Origin of the sequence: Streptomyces sp. NPDC059142, from assembly GCF_042755665.1 — a bacterium.
GTDB lineage: Bacteria > Actinomycetota > Actinomycetes > Streptomycetales > Streptomycetaceae > Streptomyces.
In genome coordinates this window covers 1-24,216 of sequence record NZ_JBHZDA010000108.1, presented here as the reverse complement: position 1 = coordinate 24,216, position 24,216 = coordinate 1, and the positions used below count along the sequence as shown (strand labels likewise).

The window sequence follows — 24,216 nt, the reverse complement described above, 5'->3', positions numbered from 1 at the left end:
ACCTCGGGACCGGCCCTCGCTCCGCGCTTCGGTTACTTCTGCGCCGTTGACTCCCGCGCCGGTGACGGCGGGGCGTCTACTGCATGACGGCCATGGCCAGCGCGCGGCGGGCGCGCAGGGACACGCGCTCGGCACGACGCTGCATACGCCGCGCGGCGACCAGGCGCACGGCCCGGCGTTCCGCGTCGGCTTCACGCATGCGTTCGTTCATATGCGCGCGAGCCAGGGCTTCTGGAATGAGTTGCATCTCGCGGGTCCTGTTCTGACGCGAGTCGTTCGCGCCCATGGTGGTGACAACTGGGGTGGCGGAGCCGGAGGGCTCGCTCAGGGAAGAGGTCATCGGAGCCTGCTTCTGGGGATCGTGCGTGAAGGGACGGTCGATCGTGCCGACGGCGTTCATGCCGTGACCGGGTTCTTGCGCGGACGGCCACGCGGCCGCTTGCGGGCCACGACGACTCCCTGGACGAAGAGTTCGCCACCCCAGACGCCCCACGGCTCACGCCGCTCCTTGGCGCCGGCGAGGCATGCCTCGATCAGCGGGCAGGTGCCGCAGAGCGCCTTGGCGTACTCGACATCGGCCGGGGACTCGGCGAAGAAGACCTCCGGGTCGTAGGCACGACAGGGAACGGGTACGCCGAGGTTCTCGATGGCGTCGTCGAGCGCGGTGAGCGCGGTGAGCGGGGTCAAGGTGGAGTCCTCCGTGGGGACGGGCGGGGAGATCGATGCGGAAGGCGGTACGGACGGGGCGTGCGCTTCGAGTTGCACGGGTTTTGTTCCTCGTCTGGTCGGTCCGGCCTGGTTGGCCAGTTGTCGGCTTGGTACCGGTGGTGCGTGTCCCGAGGCCCCTTCGCTCCGGCTGTCCCGTTCGGGACAAACAGAAGGGCCGCGGATCCCGGGTGGGGTTCCGCGGCCCTGAAGGCGCCGGCCTGATCGTCGATCAGGCTGGATCACTCCAGGGTTCGAGCCCACGGAAGGCCCACATCAGGTGATGCTGCGTCTGCTGCTTCGTTTCGGCACCGGTCGCCGCAAAGGCAGCGCCATAGGCATTGCCTGCTGCTACTCCTGCTTCCAGTGCCTTGGTCGGTCGCTCATCGCGGACGATGACGGACCGCTCGCGGGTCGGCAGACCCGAGAGACCGGCGGGCTTGACGGCGCTGGCGCCGGGCAGTCCACTGGCGATGAGTTCGGTGCGGGAGAAGCCGAGCGAGCATGCGGAGACGACCGAGAGATCGGTCATTTTGACGGTGCTGGTGGAGCTGTAGTCGATGCTGATCACTGGAATCGCCTCCTCTCGGCGTCTCAAGGACAGGTCCTGGGACCCGTCATACGTATTGTGGGCAAGTGCTGCTTGACAAGTAGAGCACGGGGACCGGGCTTCGGAGAAGCCCGCCGTTCCGTGGTTAAGAACCTATGGGGATTCCCCGCACGGGCGCAAACTATTTTTTCGACGAGTTCGACTCAGTCGTCGACTTCCTCGCCCACACCTTCCTCACCTGCGCAGATGGCCAGCACATCGGCTCCGAAGCGATCCAGTTTCCGGACTCCGACCCCGGGGATGCCCGTCAGCTCGCCCGCACTGCCCGGCACGGCCTCGGCGATCGCCATCAACGTCTTGTCGGTGAACACGCAGTACGCGGGCTGTCCGATGCGCCGGGCCTGACCGGCGCGCCAGTCCCGCAGCCGCTCGTACAGCCCCTCGTCCATGTCGGAGGGGCACTCCTCGCACCGCATGAGCTTCATCTCACCGGCGTCCGTGAGCGTCCTGCCGCACACCCGGCAGCGGGCCGGGCCGCGGCGTTTGCGCCGCGTGACACCACCGGCCGCTTCGCCGGTGGCGCCGCCCCGCTCGACGGAGCCGCCCGCCCCGGCAGCTCCGCCGCGGGCTCCGGGCGCCGTGGAGCCCGGACGCAGGCCGTTCAGGAAGCGGGTGACCCTCCGGGAGGCCCGGCCCCCCGGAGAGCGGGAGAGCGACCAGGAGAGATGGAGATGGAGCCGCGCACGGGTGACCCCCACGTAGAGCAGCCGGCGCTCCTCCTCGATCTGCTCGTCCGTCTTGGCGTAGGTGATCGGCATCATCCCTTCGGTGAGGCCGACCAGGAACACCGCGTCCCACTCCAGGCCCTTCGCGGCGTGCAGCGAGGCGAGCGTGACGCCCTGCACCGTGGGGGCGTGCTGGGCGGCGGCGCGCTCGTCCAGCTCGGTGACGAGGTCGGCGAGGGTCGCGGACGGCTTGGCCCGGACGAAGTCCTCGGCGAGCCGGACGAGCGCGGCCAGCGACTCCCAGCGGTCCCGGACCGCACCCGACCCGGCCGGGGGCTCGGTGGTCCACCCCTTGGTGGAGAGCACGGCCCGCACCTGCGAGGGCAGCTCCACCACATCGTCCAGCAGCGCGTCGTTGCCCCCGAAGCGGGCGGCGCCGCGCAGGGCGGCGCCCGCCTCCCGTACCTCCTGGCGCTCGAAGAACCGCTCGGCGCCCCGGAGCTGGTAGGGCACGCCCGCGTCGGCGAGGGCCTGTTCGTACACCTCCGACTGCGCGTTGATGCGGTACAGCACCGCGATCTCGCCGGCCGGGACGCCCGCCGCGATCAGGTCGCGGATCCGGCGGGCGGTGCCCTCGGCCTCGGCCGGTTCGTCCGCGTACTCCGTGCAGAGCGGTTCGGGGCCGGGGTCGCGCTGCGAGATCAGCTCCAGGCGGTGCTCGGCGGCCCGGCCGCGCGCCTGGCCCAGCAGACCGTTGGCGAGATGGACGACCTGCGGGGTGGAGCGGTAGTCGCGGACGAGCTTGACGACGGTGGCGCTCGGGTGGCGGGTACGGAAGTTGAGCAGATGGTCGGGGGTGGCTCCGGTGAAGGAGTAGATCGTCTGGCTGGCGTCCCCGACGACGCACAGGTCGTCCCGGTCACCGAGCCAGAGGTCGAGCAGCCGCTGCTGGAGCGGGCTGACGTCCTGGTACTCGTCCACCACGAAGTGCTGGTACTGGCGGCGGACCTGGTCCGCGATGTCGTGCCGGTCCTGGAGGACACCGACCGTGAGGAGCAGCACGTCCTCGAAGTCGATCACCGAGCGCTCGCGCTTGAGCTGTTCGTACATCCCGTAGATCTGGCCGATCTCAGCCGCGTCGCGCGGGGCGTCGCGGTGGGACTTGGCGACGGCCGCCGGATAGTCGGCGGGCACGGTCTGGGTGACCTTCGCCCACTCGATCTCGCCGGTGACGTCCCGCAGCTCGTTGCGGTCGAGCCGGACCCGGCAGCGCGCGGCGGCCTCCGCGACGAGCTGGACCTTGCGGTCGAGCAGCCGCGGCAGCGTGCCGCCGACTGCCTTGGGCCAGAAGAACTGGAGCTGGCGCAGCGCCGCCGCGTGGAACGTCCGCGCCTGCACACCGCCCGCGCCGAGCTGCCGCAGCCGGCCGCGCATCTCGCCCGCGGCGCGGTTGGTGAAGGTGACGGCGAGGACGCTGGCGGGCTGGAGTATGCCCGCGCGCACCCCGTACGCGATCCGGTGGGTGATCGCGCGGGTCTTGCCCGTGCCGGCCCCGGCCAGCACGCACACGGGGCCGTGCAGGGCCGTCGCGACCTCGCGCTGCTCGGGGTCGAGCCCGTCGAGCACCGCGTCGGCGTCGCGCGGCGGGGCCACGATCTGGCCGCCGCCGGATTCCGCCGGGAACAGTGGGGAGTGCGTTGCTGCTGTCACCCCGCCATGCTGCCAGGTCCCCCGGGACGGGTGCGGCGGTTGTCCACAGGGGCGCCGCATCGGTCGTACCGGTCCGATCATCACCGGCCGACGTGGACGTGGACACGGTGCCGGGGCGAGGCGACGGGGCGGGAGCGGGGGCGAGCGCGGGAATGGTCGCCGGGTCCGTTACGTTCAGGAGTTTGCGGGCGACGTACCGGTACGACGGACGACGCATCCAGCGAGACAAGAGGAGTGCGAGACCATGCCGGGCACTGTGACGATGTACAGCACCACGTGGTGCGGATACTGCCGTCGGCTCAAGGGCCAGATGGACCGCGAGGGCATCGCGTACACGGAGATCAACATCGAGCACGACCCGGAGTCGGCGGCGTTCGTCGAGAAGGCGAACGGCGGCAACCAGACCGTCCCGACGGTGCTCTTCCCCGACGGTTCGACGCTGACGAACCCCACCGGGGCCCTGGACAACCCCAGCCTCGGCCCCTGAGGGCCGCCCCTCGGGGGCCCCGCCCCGCCCCCACGAAACCCCCGCCGCACCGGGGCCGGCGGGGGTTTGGTCGTCGGCTCGGCGTCGGCGCGTCGCTCAGTGCAGCGCCTCGCTCAGCGCAGTGCAGGGCCTCGCTCAGCGCAGTGCAATGGCTCGCTCAGTGCAGCGGCTTCGGGAGCGGCTTGCCGTACCAGAGTTCGACCAGCCGCGCGGCGATCGAGATGCCCAGCGGGGGCAGGATCTCGCCCGTCTCGATGGCGGTCCGCAGGTCCTCGCGGGAGAACCAGCGCGCCTCCTCGATCTCCTCGCCGTCCACCGTGATCTCCGACGAGGTGGCGCGGGCCATGAAGCCCAGCATCAGGCTCGACGGGAAGGGCCAGGGCTGGCTGGCGATGTACTCGACCTCGCCGACGGTGACGCCCGCCTCCTCGAAGACCTCACGGGCCACGGACTGCTCGATCGACTCACCGGGCTCGACGAAGCCCGCGAGGGTGGAGAAGCGGCCCTCGGGCCAGTGCACCTGCCGGCCCAGCAGCGCCCGGTCCTCCTCGTCCGTGACCAGCATGATCACCGCGGGGTCGGTCCGCGGGTAGTGCTCGGCGCCGCACGCCTGGCAGCGCCGGATGTGGCCGGCCGCGGCGATCACCGTACGTTCGCCGCAGCGGGAGCAGAAGCGGTGCAGTCGCTGCCAGTTCTCCAGCGCCACGGCGTGCACCATCAGCCCCGCGTCGCGCGCGGAGAGCAGGAGACCGGCCTCGCGCAGCCCCGCGGGCCGCGCCGACTGGTCCATCCGTCCGGGGAGCGAGTCCTTCTGGAGCGCGAAGTAGCGTACGCCGTCCCCGTCCGTGCCGAGGAAGTAGCGGTGGGTCTCGGTGAGGGGTGCCTCGAAGGACGGGGTCATGACCAGTTCGGTCCGCCCGTCGGAGGTGTCGTCGATCAGCACCTGACCGCCGGACACCACGAAGACCCTGGTCGTCGGGTGGCTCCAGGCCGCCGCAAGCCACGCCTCGTCGAGGCGGTGGTGCGCCGCGCGGTCGATGCCGCTGTGCGCGGTCAGGCCGATGGGCTGGTGTGCGGTGGCGTCACTGCTGATGGTGCTCACAGGTTCTTTCTACTCCCCCGGGGTGATGTGGGTGTCTGGTCAGCGGAGTGGTCGGTGGGACGGCGGGTGCGGGTGCGGGTGCGGGTGCGGGTGCGGGTGCGAGTGCGAGTGCGGGGGTCGGCGGGTGGCGGGCGTACGGGTGGGCGCGGGGGTCAGTGCGGGGTGGCGGCGAGGTCGCCCCACAGGTAGGCGGTGGTCTCCACGCCCTTGAGGAGCAGGTCGATCTCGACCTTCTCGTCGGGCGCGTGCCAGCCGTCGGACGGAACGGAGATACCCAGGAACAGTACGGGCGCCCCCAGCACGTCCTGGAGATCGGCCGCGGGACCCGAGCCGCCCTCGCGGGTGAAGCGGATCTTCTGTCCGAAGGCCCGGGTCATGGCGCGGACGACCGACCGGAGCGCCGGGTGGTCCAGCGGGGTCAGACAGGGCCGGGTGGCCGCGCCGAAGCTGATCCTGTGCCGGATCCCGGCGGGGATCCGTGCCTCGACCCAGGATCGCACGGACCGCTCCACCTGGTCCGGGTCCTGCCCGGCGACCAGCCGGAACGAGAGCTTGAGCTGGGCGGAGGACGGGATGATCGTCTTGCCGCCGGGGCCCTGGTACCCGCCGCCGATGCCGTTGACCTCCGCGGTGGGGCGCGCCCAGACGCGCTCCAGCGTGGAGTAGCCGGCCTCGCCGAGGGTGCCGTGGGAGGCGGCCGTGCGCAGCCACTCCGTCTCGTCGAAGGGCAGCTCCGCGATGAGGGCGCGCTCGGCGTCGCCGAGCGCGGCGACACCGTCGTAGAAGCCGGGGATCGTGACGCGTTCGTCCGCGTCGTGCAGCGCCGCGACAAGGCGGGCGGCGACGGTGGCCGGGTTGGGGACGGCGCCCCCGAAGGAGCCGGAGTGGATGTCCTGGTCCGGGCCGAACAGCTCGATCTCGCAGTCGGCGAGGCCGCGCATGCCGGTGCAGACGGTCGGGGTGTCCTCGGACCACATGCCCGTGTCCGAGACGATCACCACATCGGCGGCGAGGCGCTCGGCGTGCCGCTCGGTGAGGGCGCGGAAGTGCGGGGAGCCCGACTCCTCCTCGCCCTCGATCAGCAGCTTCAGATGGACGGCGGGGGTGGTGCGGCCGGTGGCGGCGAGGTGGGCGCGCACACCGAGTGTGTGGAAGAACACCTGGCCCTTGTCGTCGGCGGCGCCCCGTCCGTACATCCTGCCGTCCCGGACGACCGGCTCGAAGGGGTCGGTGTGCCAGCCGTCCTCGCGGGCGGCGGGCTGCACGTCGTGGTGGCCGTAGACCAGCACGGTCGGGGCGTCCCGGTCCTCGGAGGGCCACTCGGCGAAGACGGCGGGGGCGCCGGGGGTGTCCCAGATCTCGGTGACCGGGAAGCCGGTCTCCTTGAGTTTGGCGGCGAGCCAGTCGGCACTGCGCCGCACGTCAGCGTCGTGGTCGGGCTGGGCGGATACGGAGGGGATGCGCAGCCAGTCGGCGAGGTCGTCGAGGAAGGCCGCGCGGTGGGTCTGGATGTACGTACGGACGACGCTGTCCGGGGTGTCGCTCATGGCATCGAGCCTAACGGGCCCGGCGGGCTGTCTCGTCTGCCTGTCGCCAGGACCGCCCGTGCGCGGGTGTGCCGGGATCGCCCTCACCGCCTTCCCCGCCGTAGGGGGCGTCCGTGGTGAGGATCCGTTCCAGCTCGGGTCGGCCGGGGAGCCGGTCGGGGCGGACGGCCTCCCCGGTCCGTACGTAGAGGAAGGTGACCTTCACCGCCTCGGGCGGCAGACCGTGCTGCTCGGCCCACGCGAGGCGGTAGACGGCGAGCTGGAGGGGGTCGGCGGTGCGGGTCCGGCCGGTCTTCCAGTCGACGATCTCGTACGTGTACGGGTGCGTCCCGCTGCCCGAGCCGGAGTCGCAGCCGGTATCTGCGCCGGAGTCGGAGTCGGCCTCTGTCACGGGGGTGCGGTAGACGGCGTCGATACGGCCGCGGATCACCCGGCCCGCGAGGGTGAGCTGGAACGGCTCCTCCACGCGGTACGGCGTGCGCCGGGCGTACGGGGTGCGCTCGAAGGCTTCCTTGAGGGCGGCGAGGTCGCGTTCGTCCGCGATCTCCGGCTCGTCCTCGTACCCCCCGGGCAGCTCGTCGGGGCCGAGCATCGGGAGCGGCAGCTCCTCGAACCGCGACTCCACCCAGGCGTGGAACCGGGTACCCCGGCGCGCGGCGGGCTGCGGGGGCCGGGGCATGGGCCGGGCCAGTTCCTGGGCGAAGGCGTCGGGGTCGGCGGCGAGCCGCAGAAGCTGGGAGGCGGAGAGCGACGGCGGTACGGGGACGTCGCGGACGGTGGCGCGGGCGCGGGCGAGTTCACCGGCGAGGGCGTCGAGGTCCCGGTCCCAGGAGGCGAGGGTACGGATCTCCTCGGGGGTCGGCCCCTCCGCGAGCGGGCGCCGGGGCGCCGGGACGGACGGGTGGGACGGGACGGACTGGGTGGACGGAAGGGAAGGGGCGGAGGGGTTGGAAGAGGCGGAGGCGTTGGACGGGGCAGCCGGCGTGGCCGGGCCGGACGGAACGGGCGCGGTGGGCTCGGCGGCGGGCGGCGGGGGGTCCTGCGGTCCCCGGGGGGCCTGGGGCTCCGCGGTGTCCCAGGCGTCCCAGTCGGACAGGTCGTGGTCGGGGGCGTCGGGGTCGAGGGGGTCGACGAGGTCGTCCCAGAGGTCCGGGCCGTCCGGGCCGTCCTGGGCGTCCGGGCCGTTCACGACGTCCGGGGCGTTCACGACGTCCGGGGCGTCTGGGGCGTCGGCCTCGTCCGAAGGAGGCGGGTGGTCCAGGTCGTCCCAGAGGTCCTGGGCACCCGCGTCGTCCCGTACCGGCTCCACCGGGGTCTCGGCCGTCCCGGCGGCCTCGGTGGAGCGCAGCTCCTCCAGATAGGCCAGCACCGTGTCCGCGGCCTCCCTGCGGCGGGCCAGGGACTCCGCGTCCAGCGGGAGCGGCCAGGGGTGCGGGGTGGTCTCCGCCGCGAGGGACGGGTTCTCCTCCGTCTCCTCCGGTTCGTCCGCCCATGCCTCGATCTCGCCGTACCCCGCCGCGCAGTGCGCGTACAACGCGTGGAGGAAGTCCGACGGGCCCCGCGTCCGCTTCTGGGTGGGTCCCCACCAGTGGCCGGAGCCGAGCAGCAGGGAGCGCGGGCGGGTGAAGGTGACGTAACCGAGGCGCAGCTCCTCGGTGTGCTGATGCGCCTTCAGGTCCTCCTTGAACGCCTTGATCCCCTTCGCGTCCCAGGAGGTGATCGCCGGGAGGGTCGGCGCGTCCCCGCGCAGCGCGTGCGGTAGGACCTTCGGCTGGGCCGTCCAGGCTTCGCGCGCCTTGGTGTTCGGGAACTGTCCGGTGACCAGCCCGGGGACGGCGACGACGTCCCACTCCAGCCCCTTGGACTTGTGGGCGGTGAGCACCTTGACGGTGTTCTCGCCGCCGGGGAGCGCGTTGTCCAGGCCCTTCTCGTACTGCGCGGCCGTACGGAGGAACGCCAGGAACGCCAGCAGTCCCGCCTCCCCGTCGAGGGCGGCGAAGGAGGCCGCCGTGTCGAGAAAGTTGCTCAGGGTCTCCCGGCGGCGGGCGGCCAGGGCGTGCGGGGACGCGGAGAGTTCGACTTCGAGGCCGGTGGTGGCCAGGACGCGGTGGAGCACGTCCATCAGCGGGTCGGCCAGGGAGCGGCGCAGGTCGCGCAGTTCGGTGGCGAGGCGGGCGAAGCGGACGCGGGCGGCGGCGGAGAAGGGCAGGTGGTCGGCGGGGGCCCCGGCGGGCTCCAGGAACGTGTCGAGGGCGTCCGCCAGGGAGATCACCTCGGCGGGGTCCGTGCCCTCGACGGCCGCGGCCAGCCGGGCGTCGGTGTCGTCCTCGGCGCCCTCGGCGGGGCCGCGGTGGACGAGGAGCCTGGCCCGGCGGCCGAGCAGCGCCAGGTCGCGCGGGCCGATGCGCCAGCGCGGGCCGGTGAGGAGCCGTACGAGGGAGGCGTTGGCGCCGGGGTCCTGGAGCACTTCGCACATGGCGACGAGGTCCGCCACCTCGGGGAGGTGCAGGAGCCCCGACAGACCGACGACCTCGACGGGGACGTCCCGGGCGACCAGCGCGCCCTGGATCTCGGGGAAGTCCCCCGCCGTACGGCAGAGCACGGCGATCTCGCCGGGTTCCTTGCCCGTACGGACGAGGTGGGCGATGGAGTCGGCGAGCCAGTCGATCTCCTCGGCGTGCGTCGGGAGCAGGGCGCAGCGTACGGAACCGTCGCGTTCGGCGCCGGGGGCCGGGCGCAGCGCCTCGACGCCTTCGTGCATGGCGCGCAGGGGCTCCGCGAGGCCGTTGGCGAGGTCGAGGAGCCGGCCGCCGCTGCGGCGGTTCTCGCTGAGGGAGAAGCGGGCGGCGGGTGTGCCGTCGGCGTGGGGGAAGTGGTCGGGGAAGTCGTCGAGGTTGGCCACGGAGGCGCCGCGCCAGCCGTAGATCGCCTGGCAGGGGTCGCCGACGGCGGTCACCGCGTGTCCGGTGCCGCCGCCGAAGAGCCCGGAGAGCAGGAGCCGCTGGGCGACGGAGGTGTCCTGGTACTCGTCGAGGAGGACGACCCGGAACTCGTCCCTCAGCAGGGCGCCGACCTCGGTGCGGGTGGTGGCGAGTTCGGCGGAGAGGGCGATCTGGTCGCCGAAGTCGAGGAGGTCGCGGGCGCTCTTGGCGGCGCGGTAGCGGCCGACGAGGTCGAGCAGTTCGCCCCGGGCGACGGCGGCCTCGGGGACCTTGCGCAGGTCGGCGTTGGAGAGCCGCACGCCGTCGAGGGCGCGCAGCAGCTCCGTGTCGTACGAACCGAGCCGGCCCGGCGGGACGAGGTGTTCCGCCAGCTCGGCGTCGAGGGCGAGCAGATCGCTGACCAGGGCGGGGAGCGTCTTGGTCAGGGCGGGGTACGGGCCGGGCGCCTCCCGCAGGACGCGGGCGGCGAGCTGGAAGCGGGTGGCGTCGGCGAGGAGCCGGGCGGTGGGCTCCAGTCCGATGCGCAGCCCGTGGTCGGTGAGCAGCCGGCCGGCGAAGGCGTGGTACGTGGAGATGCGCGGCTCGCCCGGAGGGTCGGCGCTCCCCGGCGCCGTGGGGTGGGGGCCGGACGCCTGATGGCCCGGGAAGATCATGTCGGGGTCGGTGACGCCGGCCCTGACGAGCGCCTTGCGGACGCGCTCGGCCAGCTCGCCCGCGGCCTTGTTGGTGAACGTGAGTCCGAGGACCTGCTCGGGCGCGACCTGGCCGCTGCCCACCAGCCAGACCACCCGGGCTGCCATCACCGTCGTCTTCCCCGACCCGGCTCCGGCCACGATGACCTGCGGGGCGGGCGGCGCGGTGACGCAGGCCATCTGCTCCGGGGTGAAGGGGATGCCCAGCAACTCCTTGAGCTGCTCGGGATCGGTGAGATGTACGGACACCTCAGGAAGGCTATCCGGCACCACTGACAGCGGGCCGCGGGCGGTCACGAGGACCGCTGCGCGGGCCGCGCCCCGCGCAGCGGCGGGGGCTCATGCGCTCATTCCACGACCTGGCGCCCCTCCGGCTGGGCGCTGCACGAGGCGCGGAACGCGCAGTGGCCGCAGTGCTGGCCGGTGGTCGGGGTGAAGCGTTCGTCGAGTACGCGGCCGGCCGCCGTGGTGAGCAGTTCGCCCACCCACTCCCCCGTGAGGGGTTCCTGCGCCTGGATCCTGGGGAGCGCGTCGCCGCCCTCCTTCCGGGGCGCGGGCTGGCGGAGCTGGACGAGTTCGGCGCCGCCCGGTTCGGGGCGGTGACCGTCGAAGACCTCGTCCAGGGCGCCCTCGCGGACCGCGAGCTGGTAGACGGCGAGCTGGGGGTGGTGGGCGACCTCGTCCTTGGAAGGGGCCTGTTTGCCGGTCTTGAAGTCGACGACATAGGCCCTCCCCTGCGCGTCCTGTTCGACGCGGTCCATGGAGCCCTTGATCCGTACCTCGTAGTCGCCCGCTTCCAGCGTCACGTCGAAGCCGTGCTCGGTGGCGGCGGGGGTGCGGCCGCCGCGGTCCGTGACATGCCAGTGCAGGAAGCGTTCGAGCGCCGCCCGCGCGTGCTCCTTCTCCTGCTGCGACTTCCAGGGCGCGTCGAAGGCGAGGGCGTCCCATACGGAGTCGAGGCGTTCCATGAGGACGGCGAGATCGGCGGGGGTACGGCCGGAGGCCACCTCGTCGGCGAGTACGTGGACGACGTTGCCGAACCCCTGGGCGGCGGTGGCGGGGGCGTCCGCCTTCACCTCGCGGCCCAGGAACCACTGGAGGGCGCAGGTGTTCGCCAACTGGTCCAGGGCGCTCCCGGAGAGCGCGACGGGCTGTTCCCGGTCGCGCAGGGGGACCGCGCTGCGGGTCGGCTCGTACAGGCCCCACCAGCGGTGCGGGTGGGCCGCGGGGACGAGCGCCTGGCCCTCCTCGTCGCCGAGGGCCGCGAGCCGCGCGAGGCGGCGGGCCGCGGCGTCGCGCAGCCCCGGGGAGGCGGCCGGGTCGACGGTGGTGGCGCGCAGTTCGGCGACGAGGGCGGCGACGGCGAGGGGGCGGCGCGGGCGGCCGGTGACGTCCTTGGGCTCGACGCCGAGTTCGGGGAGGAAGCGGGAGGGCTGGTCGCCGTCGTCGGCGGGGGCCTTGACGGCGGTGACGACGAGCCGGTCGCGGGCGCGGGTGGCCGCCACGTAGAAGAGGCGGCGCTCCTCCGTCAACAGGGCGCCCGGGGTGAGCGGTTCCGCGAGTCCGTCGCGGCCGATCCTGTCGGCCTCCAGGAGGGAGCCGCGGCGCCGCAGATCGGGCCAGAGCCCTTCCTGTACGCCCGCGACGACCACCAGGCCCCATTCGAGCCCCTTGGAGCGGTGCGCGGTCATCAGGCGAACGGCGTCGGGGCGTACGGCGCGGCGGCTGAGCGTGTCGGCGGCGATGTCCTGGGCGTCCAGTTCCTCCAGGAAGTTGAGCGCGCCCCGGCCGCCGGTGCGCTCCTCGGCGCGGGCGGCGGCGTCGAACAGGGCGCAGACGGCGTCGAGGTCCCGGTCGGCGTTACGGCCGCCGGGGCCGCCGCGCAGGGCGGAGCGTTCGAGCCGTCCAGGCCAGGGGGTGCCGTCCCACAGCTCCCAGAGCGCCTGCTCGGCGGTACCGCCACCGGCCAGCAGTTCGCGCGCCTTGCGCAGGAGCGCGCCGAGCCGCTGCGCGCCCCGGGCGTACGCGGGGTCGTGCGCCACCAGCCGCTCGGGCTCGGCGAGCGCGCGGGCGAGCAGCACGTCGGAGGCGGCCGGGATCCGGTTCCCGCCGGCCCGCTCCTCGTCGCGCAGGGCCCGGCCGAGGCGGCGCAGATCGGCGGCGTCCATGCCGCCGAGGGGCGAGGTGAGAAGGGTGAGCGCGGTCTCCACGTCGAGCCAGGCGGAGACGGCGGCACCGGAAGTGGATCCGGGCGCCTCGGGGCCGGGCGCCTCGGGCTCGGACTCAGGCTCGGGCCTTTCGGGATCCGGCGCCTCGGGCTCGGGCCCTTCCGGCTCGGGTTCCGGATCCGGCTCGGGCTCCTGATCCGGCTCCCCCGGTGGTGTGATCGACGCCGCCGCCACCGCCCGCAGCGCCGTCAGCAGCGGGGCGACCGCCGGTTCGTGGCGCAGGGGGACGTCGTCGCCGTCGACCTCCAGGGGGACGCCCGCCGAGGTCAGGGCGCGGCGGATCGAGGGGATCGTGCGACCGCCCGCGCGGACCAGGACCGCCATGTCGTGCCAGGGCACGCCGTCCTCCAGGTGCGCGCGGCGCAGGATGTCGGCGACGTTGTCCAGCTCGGCCGACGGGGTCGGATAGGTGTACGTCTCGACCCGGCCGCCCTCCCGTACCGCCGACAGCTCCCGGTGGGCCCGTACCTGCTCGGCAGGCAGCCGGTTCAGCGGCATACGGCGCGTCAGCAGCCGGGTGGCCGCCAGGAGGCCCGCGCCGGAGCGGCGGGAGGTGATCAAGACCTCCACCGGCGCCGGGGTCCCGTCCCTACGGGGAAAGGCGTAGGGGAAATCGAGGATGCCGTTCACGTCGGCACCGCGGAAGGCGTAGATCGACTGGTCGGGATCGCCGAACGCGACCAGCGTGCGCCCCTCGCCCGCGAGGGCGCGCAGCAGCCGTACCTGCGCCGGGTCGGTGTCCTGGTACTCGTCGACGAAGACCGCGTCGTACCGCTCCCGCAGCTTCTCCGCGACCCCCGGGCGGTGGGCGAGCAGGACCGCGCGGTGCACCAGTTCCGCGTAGTCGAGCACCCCCTGCATGTCGAGGACGTCCAGGTACTCGGCGAGGAAGGACGCGGCGGCCGACCAGTCGGGGCGGCCCGTACGGCGGGCGAAGGCCGCCAGGGAGTGCGGGCCGAGGCCCAGTTCGCGGCTGCGGGCGAGCACCGCGCGCACCTCGTCGGCGAAGCCGCGCGTGGTCAGACAGGCGCGCAGCTCGTCGGGCCAGCGGACCCGCCCCCGGCCGTCGCGGGCCAGCTCGATCTCGCCCGCGAGGAGGTCGCGTACGGCGACGTCCTGCTCGGGCCCGGAGAGCAGCCGCAGCGGCTCCGTGAAGAGTTCGGCCTCCTGGTGCGCGCGGATCAGGGCGTAGCAGAACGAGTGGAAGGTGGTCGCCTGCGGGCCCCGGGCGCCGCCGAGCCGGACCGCCGTACGGTCGCGCAGCTCCACGGCGGCCTTGCGGCTGAAGGTGAGCACCAGGATCCGCTCGGGGTCGGCGCCCCGGGCGACACGCTCGGCCACCGACTCCACCAGCGTCGTCGTCTTGCCGGTGCCGGGGCCCGCCAGCACCAGCAGCGGCCCCGTCCGGTGGTCAACCACGGCGCGCTGCGCTGCGTCCAGCTCAGGGGGGTCCACCGGCACGGGCGGCGTACGCAGCAGCCGGTACGCGCCGGAGGGGCGCTGACGTGCCCGCCGCTGCGGGGAACGTCCGGTGGAAGAGGAGGAGCTCACGTGGTTTCGCCGGTCCTGGAGGGGGTGCTGGGGGTGACGGGGCTGGCCTGCGTGCGCGCGACGCCGGAGGCGCGTGGCACGCACGGAACGCGGGAGGCGCGTGCCGTCGACGCTACGCCGTCCGGTGCCCCGGACGCGTACGGTCCGGCGTGGCGTCCGTCGCAGACGCCGGTTCCGGCGCTGTCGCCGCTTCCGGCACGGTCGCCGGTTCCGGCACGCTCACCGCTTCCGGCACACTCACCGCTTCCGGCGCTGTCGCCCTCGGCGCCGCGCCCGCCCCTGCCCGCAGTACTGCGCGCGGGACCGTCGGCGGTACTGCCGGCGGGGCTCCGCCGGGCGCCGGGGTGTCATCCGTACGGCGGGGCGTCCGGTCGCGGGAGCGCCCGCCGTACGGCCCGATGGCGGAAGCTGTCACCTGTGAGCCACATCGTCCGCGTCCGGCGCCGGGTCCCGGCCCTCGCCGTCCCAGCGCGCCCGCCGCATGTCCAGGCGCGGCACATGGCCCTCGGCGCTGCGCGCGGCGTCGCGCAGCGGGGTGCCCTCCTCGCGGTAGTGGGCCAGGGCGCGCAGTTCGTGCCCCGGCAGCAGCACCCCGTCGGACCGGACCACCCGCCACCACGGCACCGCGGAGCCGTAGAGCGCCATGGCGCGGCCCACCTGGCGCGGTCCGCCGTCGCCGAGCCATTCGGCGACGTCCCCGTACGTCATGACGCGGCCCGGCGGGATCAGGTCGGCGACGTCCAGCACCCGCTCCGCGTAATCCGGCAGCTCGGACGGGACCGGCAGGTCAGGCGGGTCCGGCAGGTCGGCGGGCCGGGCTCCTTCTGGCTCCTTGCTCCTCATTCGGCCCATCCTGCCGCACACCACCGACATCCGCGGCGCCCCGGCCCCGCGCGCCGGATGCCCCCGCAATGCACCCTGATGCCCCCCTCTGTCGGATGCTCGTGCCACCATCATCCGGGCGGTGACTGGTGATACGAGACCAAGAAGAGACGGATTCGGCAGAGGAGGGGGCCGTGCAGCCTCCGGCGACGGCGAACACCTCCGGCGCTGAGCCGCGCCCCGACGCCGACGGAACCCCGTCGTCCGGCGAGGACACCGGCCACCACACCGGCAGGGACACCGGCCAGGACACCGGCAGGGACGACGCGCCGGGCGCGGGCCCCGCCACCGGCGACAGGACCGGCGAAGGAAACGAAAACGGCGGAGGAAGCGGAGACGGAGACGGCGACAACGGCGCCACCCGGGCCGACCGTGTCTCCGGTGACGAGCCGCTGCTCGCCGCCCGCGTGCACCGCCCCTCCGACCTGCTGCGGCTGCTCATCGGTGTACTGGCCATCGCCCTCGTCCTCGGCCTCTCCGCCTTCGCCCACGGCACCACCTCCGGCCTCGAACAGGACATCAGCAAGGGCACGGGCCAGGCACCCGACCTGATCGTCAAGCTGGCCGGCCTGGTCTCCAGCATCGCCGTCCTCCTCGTCCCGGTCGCGTTCGCCATCGAGCGGCTGATCAAACGCGACGGGCTGCGCATCGCGGACGGTGTCCTCGCCGCCGTACTCGCGCACGGCGTCACCCTCGCCACCGACCTCTGGGTGGCCAGAGCCGCGCCCGAGTCGATCACCGACGCGCTCACCCGGCCCCAGCTCGGCGCCGGGATCACCGACCCCGTCCACGGCTACCTCGCCCCCGTCATCGCCTATATGACGGCCGTGGGGATGGCGCGCAGACCCCGCTGGCGGGTGGTCCTGTGGGTGGTGCTGCTGCTCGACGCGTTCGCGATGCTGGTCGCCGGGTACACCACACCGTTCTCGATCATCCTGACCGTGCTGATCGGCTGGACCGTCGCGTACGGCACGCTCTACGCGGTCGGCTCGCCCAACGTACGGCCCACCGGCCAGACCCTGATGGCGGGCCTGCGCCATGTCGGCTTCCGCCCCGTGAACGCGATGCGCGCCGAGGACGCCGCCGACGCGTCCGAGCAGGGCGACCGGGGCCGGCGCTATCTGGTCACCCTGGAGGACGGCCCGCCCCTCGACGTCACGGTCGTCGACCGCGAACAGCAGGCCCAGGGGTTCTTCTACCGGGCCTGGCGTCAGCTCACGCTGCGCTCCATCACCACCCGCAGATCCATCCCCTCCCTGCGGCAGGCCCTCGAACAGGAGGCGCTGCTCGCGTACGCGGCCATCGCCGCCGGGGCCAACGCGCCCAAGCTGATCGCCACCTCCGAGCTGGGTCCCGACGCCGTCATGCTCGTGTACGAGCACCTCGGCGGCCGGTCGCTGGACTCGCTGCCGGACGAGGCGATCACCGACGAGCTGGTACGGGAGGCGTGGCGGCAGGTCAAGGCGCTCCAGTCGCGGCGCATCGCGCACCGCAGGCTCACCGGGGACGCCCTGCTGGTGGACCGTTCCGGCCAGGTGATCCTCACCGAGCTGCGCGGCGGCGAGATCGCGGCGGGCGATCTGGTGCTGCGGATGGACACCGCCCAGATGCTCACCACCATGGGGCTGCGCGTGGGCGCGGAGCGCTCGGTCGCCGCGGCGGTCGAGGTGCTCGGCCCCGACGCGATCGCGGACTGTCTGCCGCTGCTCCAGCCGATCGCGCTGAGCCGTTCCTCCCGCGCGACGCTGCGCCGGCTCGCCCGTGAGCGGTCGCAGCGCGAGCGCGAGGCGGTCCTCGCGGCCTCCGAGACGAACAAGCGCGCCAAGGCGGCGGAGGCCGCCGCCGTCGAGGGCGGCGCGGACCGCAAGGCCGTACGGAAGTCGCTGCGCGCCGAGAAGCAGGCCGAGAAGCGGGCCATAGACGAGGCGCTGGACGAGGCCCGCGAGGAGGATCTGCTCTCCCAGATGCGGCAGCAGGTGCTGCTGATCAGACCGCAGGCGCCGGTCGAGCCGGTCCGGCTGGAGCGGATCAAGCCGCGGACGCTGCTGAGCTTCATCGCCGGGGCCGTCGCCGGGTACTTCCTGCTCACCCAGCTCACCCAGGTCGACTTCTCCACCGTCGTGAGCGAGGCGCACTGGGGCTGGGTGCTCGCGGCGCTGGCGTTCTCGGCGCTCAGCTATGTGGCGGCGGCGATGAGCCTGCTCGGTTTCGTACCGGAGCGGGTGCCGTTCACGCGTACGGTCGCCGCACAGGTCGCCGGGTCCTTCGTGAAGGTCGTCGCCCCCGCCGCGGTCGGCGGGGTGGCGCTGAACACCCGCTTCCTCCAGCGCGCGGGGGTGCGCCCGGGGCTCGCGGTGGCGAGCGTCGGCGCGTCCCAGCTCTTCGGGCTAGGGGCGCACATCCTGCTGCTGCTCTCCTTCGGCTATCTCACCGGTACGGAGAAGACGGCGTCGCTCACCCCGTCCAGGACGGTGATCGCGGGGCTGCTGACCGTCGCCGTCCTGGTCCTGGTCGTGACCGCGATCCCGTTCCTGCGGAAGTTCGTCTCGACGCGGCTGCGCTCCCTGTTCGCCGGGGTGGTGCCGCGCATGCTGGACGTGCTCCAGCGGCCGCTGAAGCTGCTCACCGGCATCGGCGGGATGCTGCTGCTGACGGGCGTGTTCGTGATGTGCCTGGACGCCTCGATCCGGGCGTTCGACAACGGCAACCAGCAGCTCAGCTACGCGAGCATCGCGGTGGTCTTCCTCGCGGGCAACGCGCTGGGCTCGGCGGCGCCCACACCGGGCGGGGTCGGCGCGGTGGAGGGCGCGCTGACGCTGGGTCTGATCGCGGTCGGCCTGCCCAAGGAGGTGGCGGCGCCCGCGGTGCTGCTGTTCCGGCTGCTGACGCTCTGGCTGCCGGTGCTGCCGGGATGGCTGAGCTTCAGCCACCTCACGCGCAAGGGCTCCCTGTAGGGCGGCGGGCGCCCGGTGGACTCCACGGCGCCCCCGCCACGCGAAGCCCAGGACGTGTTCCACTGCGTCCCCGCCACATCAGGCCCCGGGCGTTGTTCCACCGCGTCCCCGCCACGCGACCAGGCCGTTGTGCCGCGCGCCCCGCCACCCGCATGGACCAAGGCCCCGCGCGGCGCGGCCGGGTCCGGCGCACGATGGGGCCATGCCACTCTCCCCCGTCCGGCGCTCCGCGGCCCTGGCCGCCGTCACCGCCGTCGCCCTGCTGGCCGCCTCCGGATGCTCCGACAGCGCCGGCTCCGACCGGGGGGACGGCTCGGACGCCGCCCTCGGCACCCCGGCCGGCGGAAACGCCCGGGCCACGAGCAGCCCCGGCGGCGACCTGGCCACCCAGCATCTGAACTGGAAGGCGTGCCCGGCCCCCGCGGCCTCCGAGGGCGGCGGTACGGCGCCCTCGCCGCTGCCCGGCGGCACACCATGGCAGTGCGCCACGATGAAGGCACCGCTCGACTACGCGAAACCGGGCGGCCCCACGATCGACCTCGCCCTCATCCGCGCCGAGGCGCGGGACACCAAGCACCGGATCGGCTCGCTCATCTTCAACTTCGGCGGCCCCGGCGGCTCCGGCGTCACCGGGCTGCCGTCCTTCGCCAAGGACTACGAGAAGCTGCGCTCCCGTTACGACCTGGTGAGCTTCGACCCGCGCGGGGTCGGCCTCAGCGACGGTGTCCGGTGCGAGAACGCCAAACAGCTCGACGCGTACTTCGCCCAGGACTCCACGCCCACCACCCCCGCCCAGGAGAAGACCTTCACGAAGGGCATCGCGGACTTCGCGGCGGCCTGCGAGAAGAACTCCGGCCGCATCCTCCCGTACGTCGGTACGACCAGCGCCGCCCGCGACCTGGAGCTGATGCGGCAGGTCCTCGGGGACAAGAAGCTGTACTACTTCGGGATCTCGTACGGCACCGAACTGGGCGGCGTCTACGCCCACCTGTACCCGAAGTCCGTCGGGCGGGCGGTCTTCGACGCCGTCGTCGACCCGACACAGAACTCCGAGCAGGGCTCGCTCGGCCAGGCCAAGGGGTTCCAGCTCGCCCTCGACAACTTCGAGAAGGACTGTCTGGCCCGCGGCGCCGCCTGCCGGCTGCCCGGCTCCACCCCGCAGGAGATCCAGTCGTTCATCACCGGTCTGCTCGACCGGATCGGGAAGAAGCCCATCACGGGCATCGGCCCCCGGAAGCTGACCGAGACCCAGGCCACCAACGGCATCGCGCAGGCGCTCTACTCGAAGGACTTCTGGCCGTACCTGGAACAGGGGCTGGACGAGGCGGACGGCGGCAACGGCGCGTTGCTGCTCGCGCTCTCCGACTCGTTGAACGGACGCGACCAGAACGGCCAGTACAGCAACCTCCAGGCGGCCAACGTGGCCGTCAACTGCGCGGACTCCAAGGAGCGCTACACCCTCGCGCAGACCAAGGCGAAGCTTCCCGCGTTCCGCAAGGCGTCGCCCGTCTTCGGGGACTACCTGGGCTGGGGGCTGATGAGCTGCTCCTCCTGGCCGGTGAAGGGGCAGTGGACCACACCCGACGTGAGCGCGCCCGGCTCGGCGCCGATCCTGGTCGTCGGCAACACCGGGGACCCGGCGACACCGTACGCGGGCGCCAAGGCGATGGCGACGGCGCTGGGCAAGGGCGTGGGGGTGGAGCTGACGTACCACGGGCAGGGGCACGGCTCGTACGACAGCGGCGACCGGTGCGTGCAGAACGCGGTCAACGGCTATCTGCTGAACGGGAAGGTGCCGGCGGCGGGCACCGTCTGCAAGTAGGCGGGCCGAGCGGGACAGCGAAGAGGGGCCGGTCCACAGACGTCGTGGACCGGCCCCTCTTCACCGCTGTCGGGTCGCCACCAGTGCTGTCGGGTCGCCATTGCTGTCGACTCGTCACTACTGTCGATCCTGCGAGAACACGCCCTAGTAGACGGGCTTCTCCGGCTCGATCTGGTTGACCCAGCCGATGACCCCGCCCCCGACGTGGACCGCGTCCGAGAAGCCCGCGGACTTGAGCACCGCGAGGACTTCCGCACTGCGGACGCCCGTCTTGCAGTGCAGGACGATCTTCTTGTCCTGCGGGAGGGTCGACAGGGCCGTGCCCATCAGGAACTCGCCCTTGGGGATCAGCTTGGCGCCGGGGATGGAGACGATCTCGTACTCGTTCGGCTCCCGGACATCGATGATCTCGATGTTCTCCTTCTCGTCGATCCACTCCTTGAGCTGCTTGGGAGTGATCGTCGAGCCGGCCGCCGCCTCCTGGGCCTCCTCGGAGACGACGCCGCAGAAGGCTTCGTAGTCGATGAGTTCCGTGACGGTCGGGTTCTCGCCGCAGACCGCGCAGTCGGGGTCCTTGCGGACCTTGACCTGGCGGTACTGCATCTCCAGGGCGTCGTAGATCATCAGCCGGCCGACCAGCGGGTCGCCGATGCCTGCCAGAACCTTGATCGCCTCGGTGACCTGGATCGAGCCGATGGACGCGCAGAGCACGCCCAGCACCCCGCCCTCGGCGCAGGAGGGGACCATGCCGGGGGGCGGCGGCTCCGGGTAGAGGCAGCGGTAGCAGGGGCCGTGCTCGGACCAGAAGACGCTGGCCTGGCCGTCGAAGCGGTAGATCGAACCCCATACGTACGGCTTGTTCAGCAGCACGCAGGCGTCGTTGACCAGATAGCGGGTGGCGAAGTTGTCCGTGCCGTCCACGATCAGGTCGTACTGGGAGAAGATCTCCATCACGTTCTCGGCCTCAAGCCGCTCTTCGTGAAGGATCACGTTCACATAGGGGTTGATGCCGAGAACGGAGTCACGCGCGGACGCGGCCTTGGAGCGGCCGATGTCGGCCTGGCTGTGAATGATCTGACGCTGGAGGTTCGACTCGTCTACCTCGTCGAACTCCACGATGCCGAGGGTGCCGACACCGGCCGCGGCCAGGTACATCAGGGCCGGGGAGCCAAGACCTCCGGCGCCCACACAGAGCACCTTCGCGTTCTTCAGCCGCTTCTGCCCGTCCATCCCCACGTCCGGGATGATGAGATGACGGGAGTACCTGCGGACCTCGTCGACGGTGAGCTCGGCAGCGGGCTCGACCAGGGGTGGCAGCGACACAGGGACCTCAACTAGGGGGTTGGTCGGTCATTCAGTACGGTTGTTGTCCCTGTAACACTGCCACGGCCCTTCTCATTCCGAGACACACGGTCCGACTCGCGAGACGAAGGCGTCCCAGAAGCCGGGCATGGCCGCGAACGGGTCGACCGCCCCTGTCCGGTCCGTGAAGAAGACCGTCCCCGCACCCAGCCGGCGCGCCGCCCGGAACGCCTCGTCGAGGCGGGTGCGCGGCACCCCGTGGACCAGATGGACGAAGCGCTCCGGCGGGTAGTCCGCCGTCCACGCCGCCGTCTGCGACCAGCGGTAGTCGCTCCACGGGCCGGAGAAGGTCACCAACTGGTCGGCGGCCCCCGCGTATCCCGGATGCGGATGGATCCCCTGCCCGAGGACGATGTAGCCGCCGTCCCCCGCGCCGCCCGGGGCGCCGTCCAGCAGCGCCTCCAGGGTCGCGGTCGTCCGCCGCACACCGGGCAGCTCCGCGCGCCCGGCCGGACACCGGTCGAGGTAGAAGCCGCCGACGCGGTACCAGTCGAGGAAGCGCCGCGCGTCGGCGACGATCTCCTCCAGGGGCCGGCCCCCGTACGCCAGGTCGAGATGGCCGAGCACCCGCAGCCGTGCGTTGGTGAGCCGCCCCGCGGCGTCGAGGCAGTGCGGGTCGGGGCGGTCACCGGGGCCGTCCGCGACATTGAGGACGGCCCAGTGCAGGGGGACGGCCGGGCGGGTCAGCTCGGCCCACTCGACGGGCGCGACCAGCGGGTGCGCGTATCCGGGGACCCCGACGCCGAGCCCGGCCGACCGCGCGGGGCGCGGCGCGGCCCGGGGCCGGGCGGCGAGCGGGAGCGCGTCCCGGTAGGGCGGGGACGCGCCGCCTCCGCCCGGGGTCAGATGCGGCATGCCGCCTCCATCCAGATGTCGGCGAGGGACTCCTCCAGATTGATCCGGGGGCGCCAGCCGAGCCGGTCGCGCGCGGTCCGTACATCGGCCTGCTGCCAGGCGCCGCAGCCGTCGGGGTACGGGAACGGACCGGCCCCCAGGTGTTCCGCCACCGTCTCGGGCCGGGGGGCGCCGATCACGGGGTGCCCGGGGCGCAGCCCGGCAGGGCCCTGGGGCAGGTCGAGTTCGTTCAGGGCGCCCGCGAACCCGGCGACCCTGGCGAGTACGGCGGCGGCGTCCCTGAGCTTGACGGCGCGGCCGGTACCGATGTTGACGATGCCCTGGGCGGCGGAGAGCGAGGCGGCGTGCACGGCGCGCGCGACATCGCGGACGTCCACGAAGTCGCGCTGGACGCCGAGCCCGCCGAGCTTCAGCTCACCGTCGCCGGACTGCATGGCGCGGCGCATCGCCTCGGCGAGCCGGCCGAGCGGGGAGCCCGCCGGGGTGCCGGGGCCGACCGGGGAGAAGACCCGGAGCACGATCGCGTCGAGCCCGGAGCCGAGGACCAGCTCGGACGCGGCGAGCTTGGAGACGCCGTACGGGCCGCCGGGGCGGGGCACCGCGTCCTCGGCGGTGGACGAGCCCTGCTGGGAGGGGCCGTACTCGGAGGCGCAGCCGAGCTGGACGAGCCGGGCGCCGCAGCCGCTGCGGCGCAGGGCCTCGCAGACGGTGGCGACGGCGACGGTGTTGTGCCGGGTGAGTTCGCGGGCGCCGCCGCGGGTGGCTCCGGCGCAGTTGATGACGACGCCGGGGTGGACGGCGTCCAGGAACCGGGTGAGCGCGCCGGGGCTGCCTCCTGCGAGGTCGAACCGTACGTCGGCGTCGTCGCCGCGGCCGAGCGCGGTCAGGTGGACGGCGGGGTCGGCGAGCAGCCGGTCGGCCACGAAGCGGCCGAGGAAACCGTTGGCACCGAGCAGCAGGACCCTCATCGCGCGGCCCCTCCGTGCGGACGGGCCGTCTCGGGGGCCGGTACTGGGGATTGCGGGGTCATGTCGTGCGTCTCCTTCTGCCTGCTTCTGTGAGGGGTGGGGGCGTGCGGGGGTCAGGTGTGCGCCGAGGCCCGGGAGAGGGCGACGGAGGCGTGGATGAGAAGTCCGAGGGCGGCAGCGCCGCAGGCCAGGGCGGGTACGGCGGCCGGGCCCGCGGTGTGGACGAGGGTCCGGACGGGCGCGGCGAGCGCGTCGCAGCCGGGGATACGGCCGGCGAGCACGGACGCGCAGGCCAGGACCTCCAGGGCGCAGGCCGTGGCGAGGCCGGTGGCCGCGGCGTCGGGGCAGCCGTGGACGGCGAGGAGCCGGGCGAGCAGCAACAGGGTGCCGAGGGCGACGGTGGGGGCGAGGACGGCCTTCTCGGCGTGGAGCAGATTGGTCAGCGGGGTCAGCGCGGCGAGGGCGCAGACGTGGAGCCCGACGACGGCGAGGAGCAGGGGGCGCGCCCGCGCGGCGAAGTCGGCGAGTCCGCGGCTGGCGGTGAGTCCGCGGCGCGCCCGTACGGAGAAGAGGCGGGCGCACCAGGCGGCGGGCGCGACGGCGGCCGCGAGCGTCACGAGGGGGGTGGCGGTGGCGGGCCAGGGCCCGTGGGGGCCGCCGTCGAGGAGCGCGGCGAGGAGTCCGTCCCCGCAGAGCAGGTAGGCCAGCAGCGCGTACGTCCAGAGTCCGGCGGCGGGTACGGTGCGGCCCTCGGCGCGCAGGGGTCCGCGGCGGAGACAGGCGGACACGGTGCCGGAGAGTGCGAGGGCGCCCGCCAGGGCTATCGCGAGCTGCCGCTGTCCGGTGCTGTGCTCGATTCCGGCGAGGGTGAGGGCGGCGACGGCGCCGGGGAGCAGGACGATGCCGGCCCAGGGCGCGCCGGTCCGCGCGCGGTTCCTCCGCGGGGCGCGCACGCCGCGCGGGCGGTGTACGGGGCGCGCGTGACCGGGGGTGCCCGGGTCGCCCGCGCCGGGCGGCCGGTCGCTTACGTCGGCGCGGCCCCCCCCCAGCGCGCCCCCCCCGCCGCCCCCCCCCGGGCCCCCCTGCGATACCCCCCTTCCCGGCGCCCCCGCCGCCCCCGGCGCCCCCCCGGCC

Annotated in this window: 16 protein-coding genes; 3 read left to right on the top strand and 13 right to left on the bottom strand. The window is 73.5% G+C overall.

From position 1 onward, the window contains the following. Window positions 1–76 precede the first annotated feature (76 nt). The 4 genes from ACFXPK_RS28325 to ACFXPK_RS28310 all read right to left on the bottom strand — a co-directional run bounded on the left by ACFXPK_RS28325 (window position 77) and on the right by ACFXPK_RS28310 (window position 3,750). Window positions 77–400 carry a hypothetical protein gene (locus ACFXPK_RS28325; protein WP_385007521.1) on the bottom strand — a complete coding sequence of 108 codons (324 nt, stop codon included), beginning with the start codon at window positions 398–400 and terminating at the stop codon, window positions 77–79. Further along, entirely contained in the window at window positions 397–765 is a 369-nt protein-coding gene (locus ACFXPK_RS28320) for a WhiB family transcriptional regulator (RefSeq protein WP_385007519.1), read from the bottom strand. Before ACFXPK_RS28320 ends, ACFXPK_RS28325 begins: the two co-directional genes overlap by 4 nt. Window positions 766–937: 172 nt before the next feature. After that, on the bottom strand, window positions 938–1,276 hold the full coding sequence (locus tag ACFXPK_RS28315) for a hypothetical protein (protein ID WP_385079885.1): 339 nt from the start codon (window positions 1,274–1,276) through the stop codon (window positions 938–940). Between the two features lie 182 nt (window positions 1,277–1,458). Continuing rightward, window positions 1,459–3,750 carry an ATP-dependent DNA helicase UvrD2 gene (locus ACFXPK_RS28310; RefSeq protein WP_385079882.1) on the bottom strand — a complete coding sequence of 764 codons (2,292 nt, stop codon included), beginning with the start codon at window positions 3,748–3,750 and terminating at the stop codon, window positions 1,459–1,461. A 184-nt stretch (window positions 3,751–3,934) separates the two neighbouring features. Between ACFXPK_RS28310 and ACFXPK_RS28305 the strand changes: the two genes are divergently transcribed. Next, a complete protein-coding gene (locus ACFXPK_RS28305) occupies window positions 3,935–4,177 on the top strand; it encodes a mycoredoxin (protein WP_385079879.1) in 243 nt (80 codons plus the stop codon). Window positions 4,178–4,334: 157 nt separating this feature from the next. Here the strand turns inward: ACFXPK_RS28305 and nudC are convergent, their stop codons facing one another. The 5 genes from nudC to ACFXPK_RS28280 all read right to left on the bottom strand — a co-directional run bounded on the left by nudC (window position 4,335) and on the right by ACFXPK_RS28280 (window position 15,082). Continuing rightward, window positions 4,335–5,279: an NAD(+) diphosphatase gene (nudC, locus tag ACFXPK_RS28300; protein ID WP_385000610.1), complete on the bottom strand. Its 945-nt coding sequence runs from the start codon at window positions 5,277–5,279 to the stop codon at window positions 4,335–4,337. Window positions 5,280–5,431: 152 nt separating this feature from the next. Beyond that, the gene (locus tag ACFXPK_RS28295) at window positions 5,432–6,826 is read right to left on the bottom strand and encodes a dipeptidase (RefSeq protein ID WP_385079876.1); all 1,395 of its coding nucleotides are present in this window, start codon (window positions 6,824–6,826) and stop codon (window positions 5,432–5,434) included. Between the two features lie 10 nt (window positions 6,827–6,836). After that, window positions 6,837–10,709: a UvrD-helicase domain-containing protein gene (locus tag ACFXPK_RS28290; protein WP_385079873.1), complete on the bottom strand. Its 3,873-nt coding sequence runs from the start codon at window positions 10,707–10,709 to the stop codon at window positions 6,837–6,839. A 98-nt stretch (window positions 10,710–10,807) separates the two neighbouring features. Further along, entirely contained in the window at window positions 10,808–14,239 is a 3,432-nt protein-coding gene (locus ACFXPK_RS28285) for an ATP-dependent helicase (RefSeq protein WP_385079870.1), read from the bottom strand. Window positions 14,240–14,650: 411 nt separating this feature from the next. Next, window positions 14,651–15,082, bottom strand: coding sequence for an MGMT family protein (locus ACFXPK_RS28280; RefSeq protein ID WP_385000598.1), 432 nt, complete (start codon window positions 15,080–15,082; stop codon window positions 14,651–14,653). A 173-nt stretch (window positions 15,083–15,255) separates the two neighbouring features. On the opposite strand from ACFXPK_RS28280, the gene ACFXPK_RS28275 reads away from it, so the two are divergent. Beyond that, window positions 15,256–18,075 carry a lysylphosphatidylglycerol synthase domain-containing protein gene (locus tag ACFXPK_RS28275; RefSeq protein WP_385079867.1) on the top strand — a complete coding sequence of 940 codons (2,820 nt, stop codon included), beginning with the start codon at window positions 15,256–15,258 and terminating at the stop codon, window positions 18,073–18,075. A 202-nt stretch (window positions 18,076–18,277) separates the two neighbouring features. Next, complete coding sequence (locus tag ACFXPK_RS28270; RefSeq protein WP_385000592.1) at window positions 18,278–19,897, top strand: alpha/beta hydrolase; 1,620 nt, start codon at window positions 18,278–18,280, stop codon at window positions 19,895–19,897. Window positions 19,898–20,041: 144 nt separating this feature from the next. Here ACFXPK_RS28270 and moeZ read toward each other — a convergent pair whose 3' ends face one another. From moeZ to ACFXPK_RS28250, 4 genes are all read right to left on the bottom strand, one after another. Beyond that, on the bottom strand, window positions 20,042–21,220 hold the full coding sequence (gene moeZ / locus ACFXPK_RS28265; protein ID WP_385000589.1) for an adenylyltransferase/sulfurtransferase MoeZ: 1,179 nt from the start codon (window positions 21,218–21,220) through the stop codon (window positions 20,042–20,044). A 72-nt stretch (window positions 21,221–21,292) separates the two neighbouring features. Then, entirely contained in the window at window positions 21,293–22,114 is an 822-nt protein-coding gene (locus ACFXPK_RS28260; protein ID WP_385079863.1) for a spherulation-specific family 4 protein, read from the bottom strand. Next, the gene (locus ACFXPK_RS28255) at window positions 22,102–23,082 is read right to left on the bottom strand and encodes an NAD-dependent epimerase/dehydratase family protein (RefSeq protein WP_385000583.1); all 981 of its coding nucleotides are present in this window, start codon (window positions 23,080–23,082) and stop codon (window positions 22,102–22,104) included. The genes ACFXPK_RS28260 and ACFXPK_RS28255 overlap by 13 nt, the downstream gene beginning before the upstream one ends. Before the next feature lie 113 nt (window positions 23,083–23,195). After that, the gene (locus ACFXPK_RS28250) at window positions 23,196–24,035 is read right to left on the bottom strand and encodes a hypothetical protein (protein ID WP_385079860.1); all 840 of its coding nucleotides are present in this window, start codon (window positions 24,033–24,035) and stop codon (window positions 23,196–23,198) included. Between the last annotated feature and the right edge of the window lie 181 nt (window positions 24,036–24,216).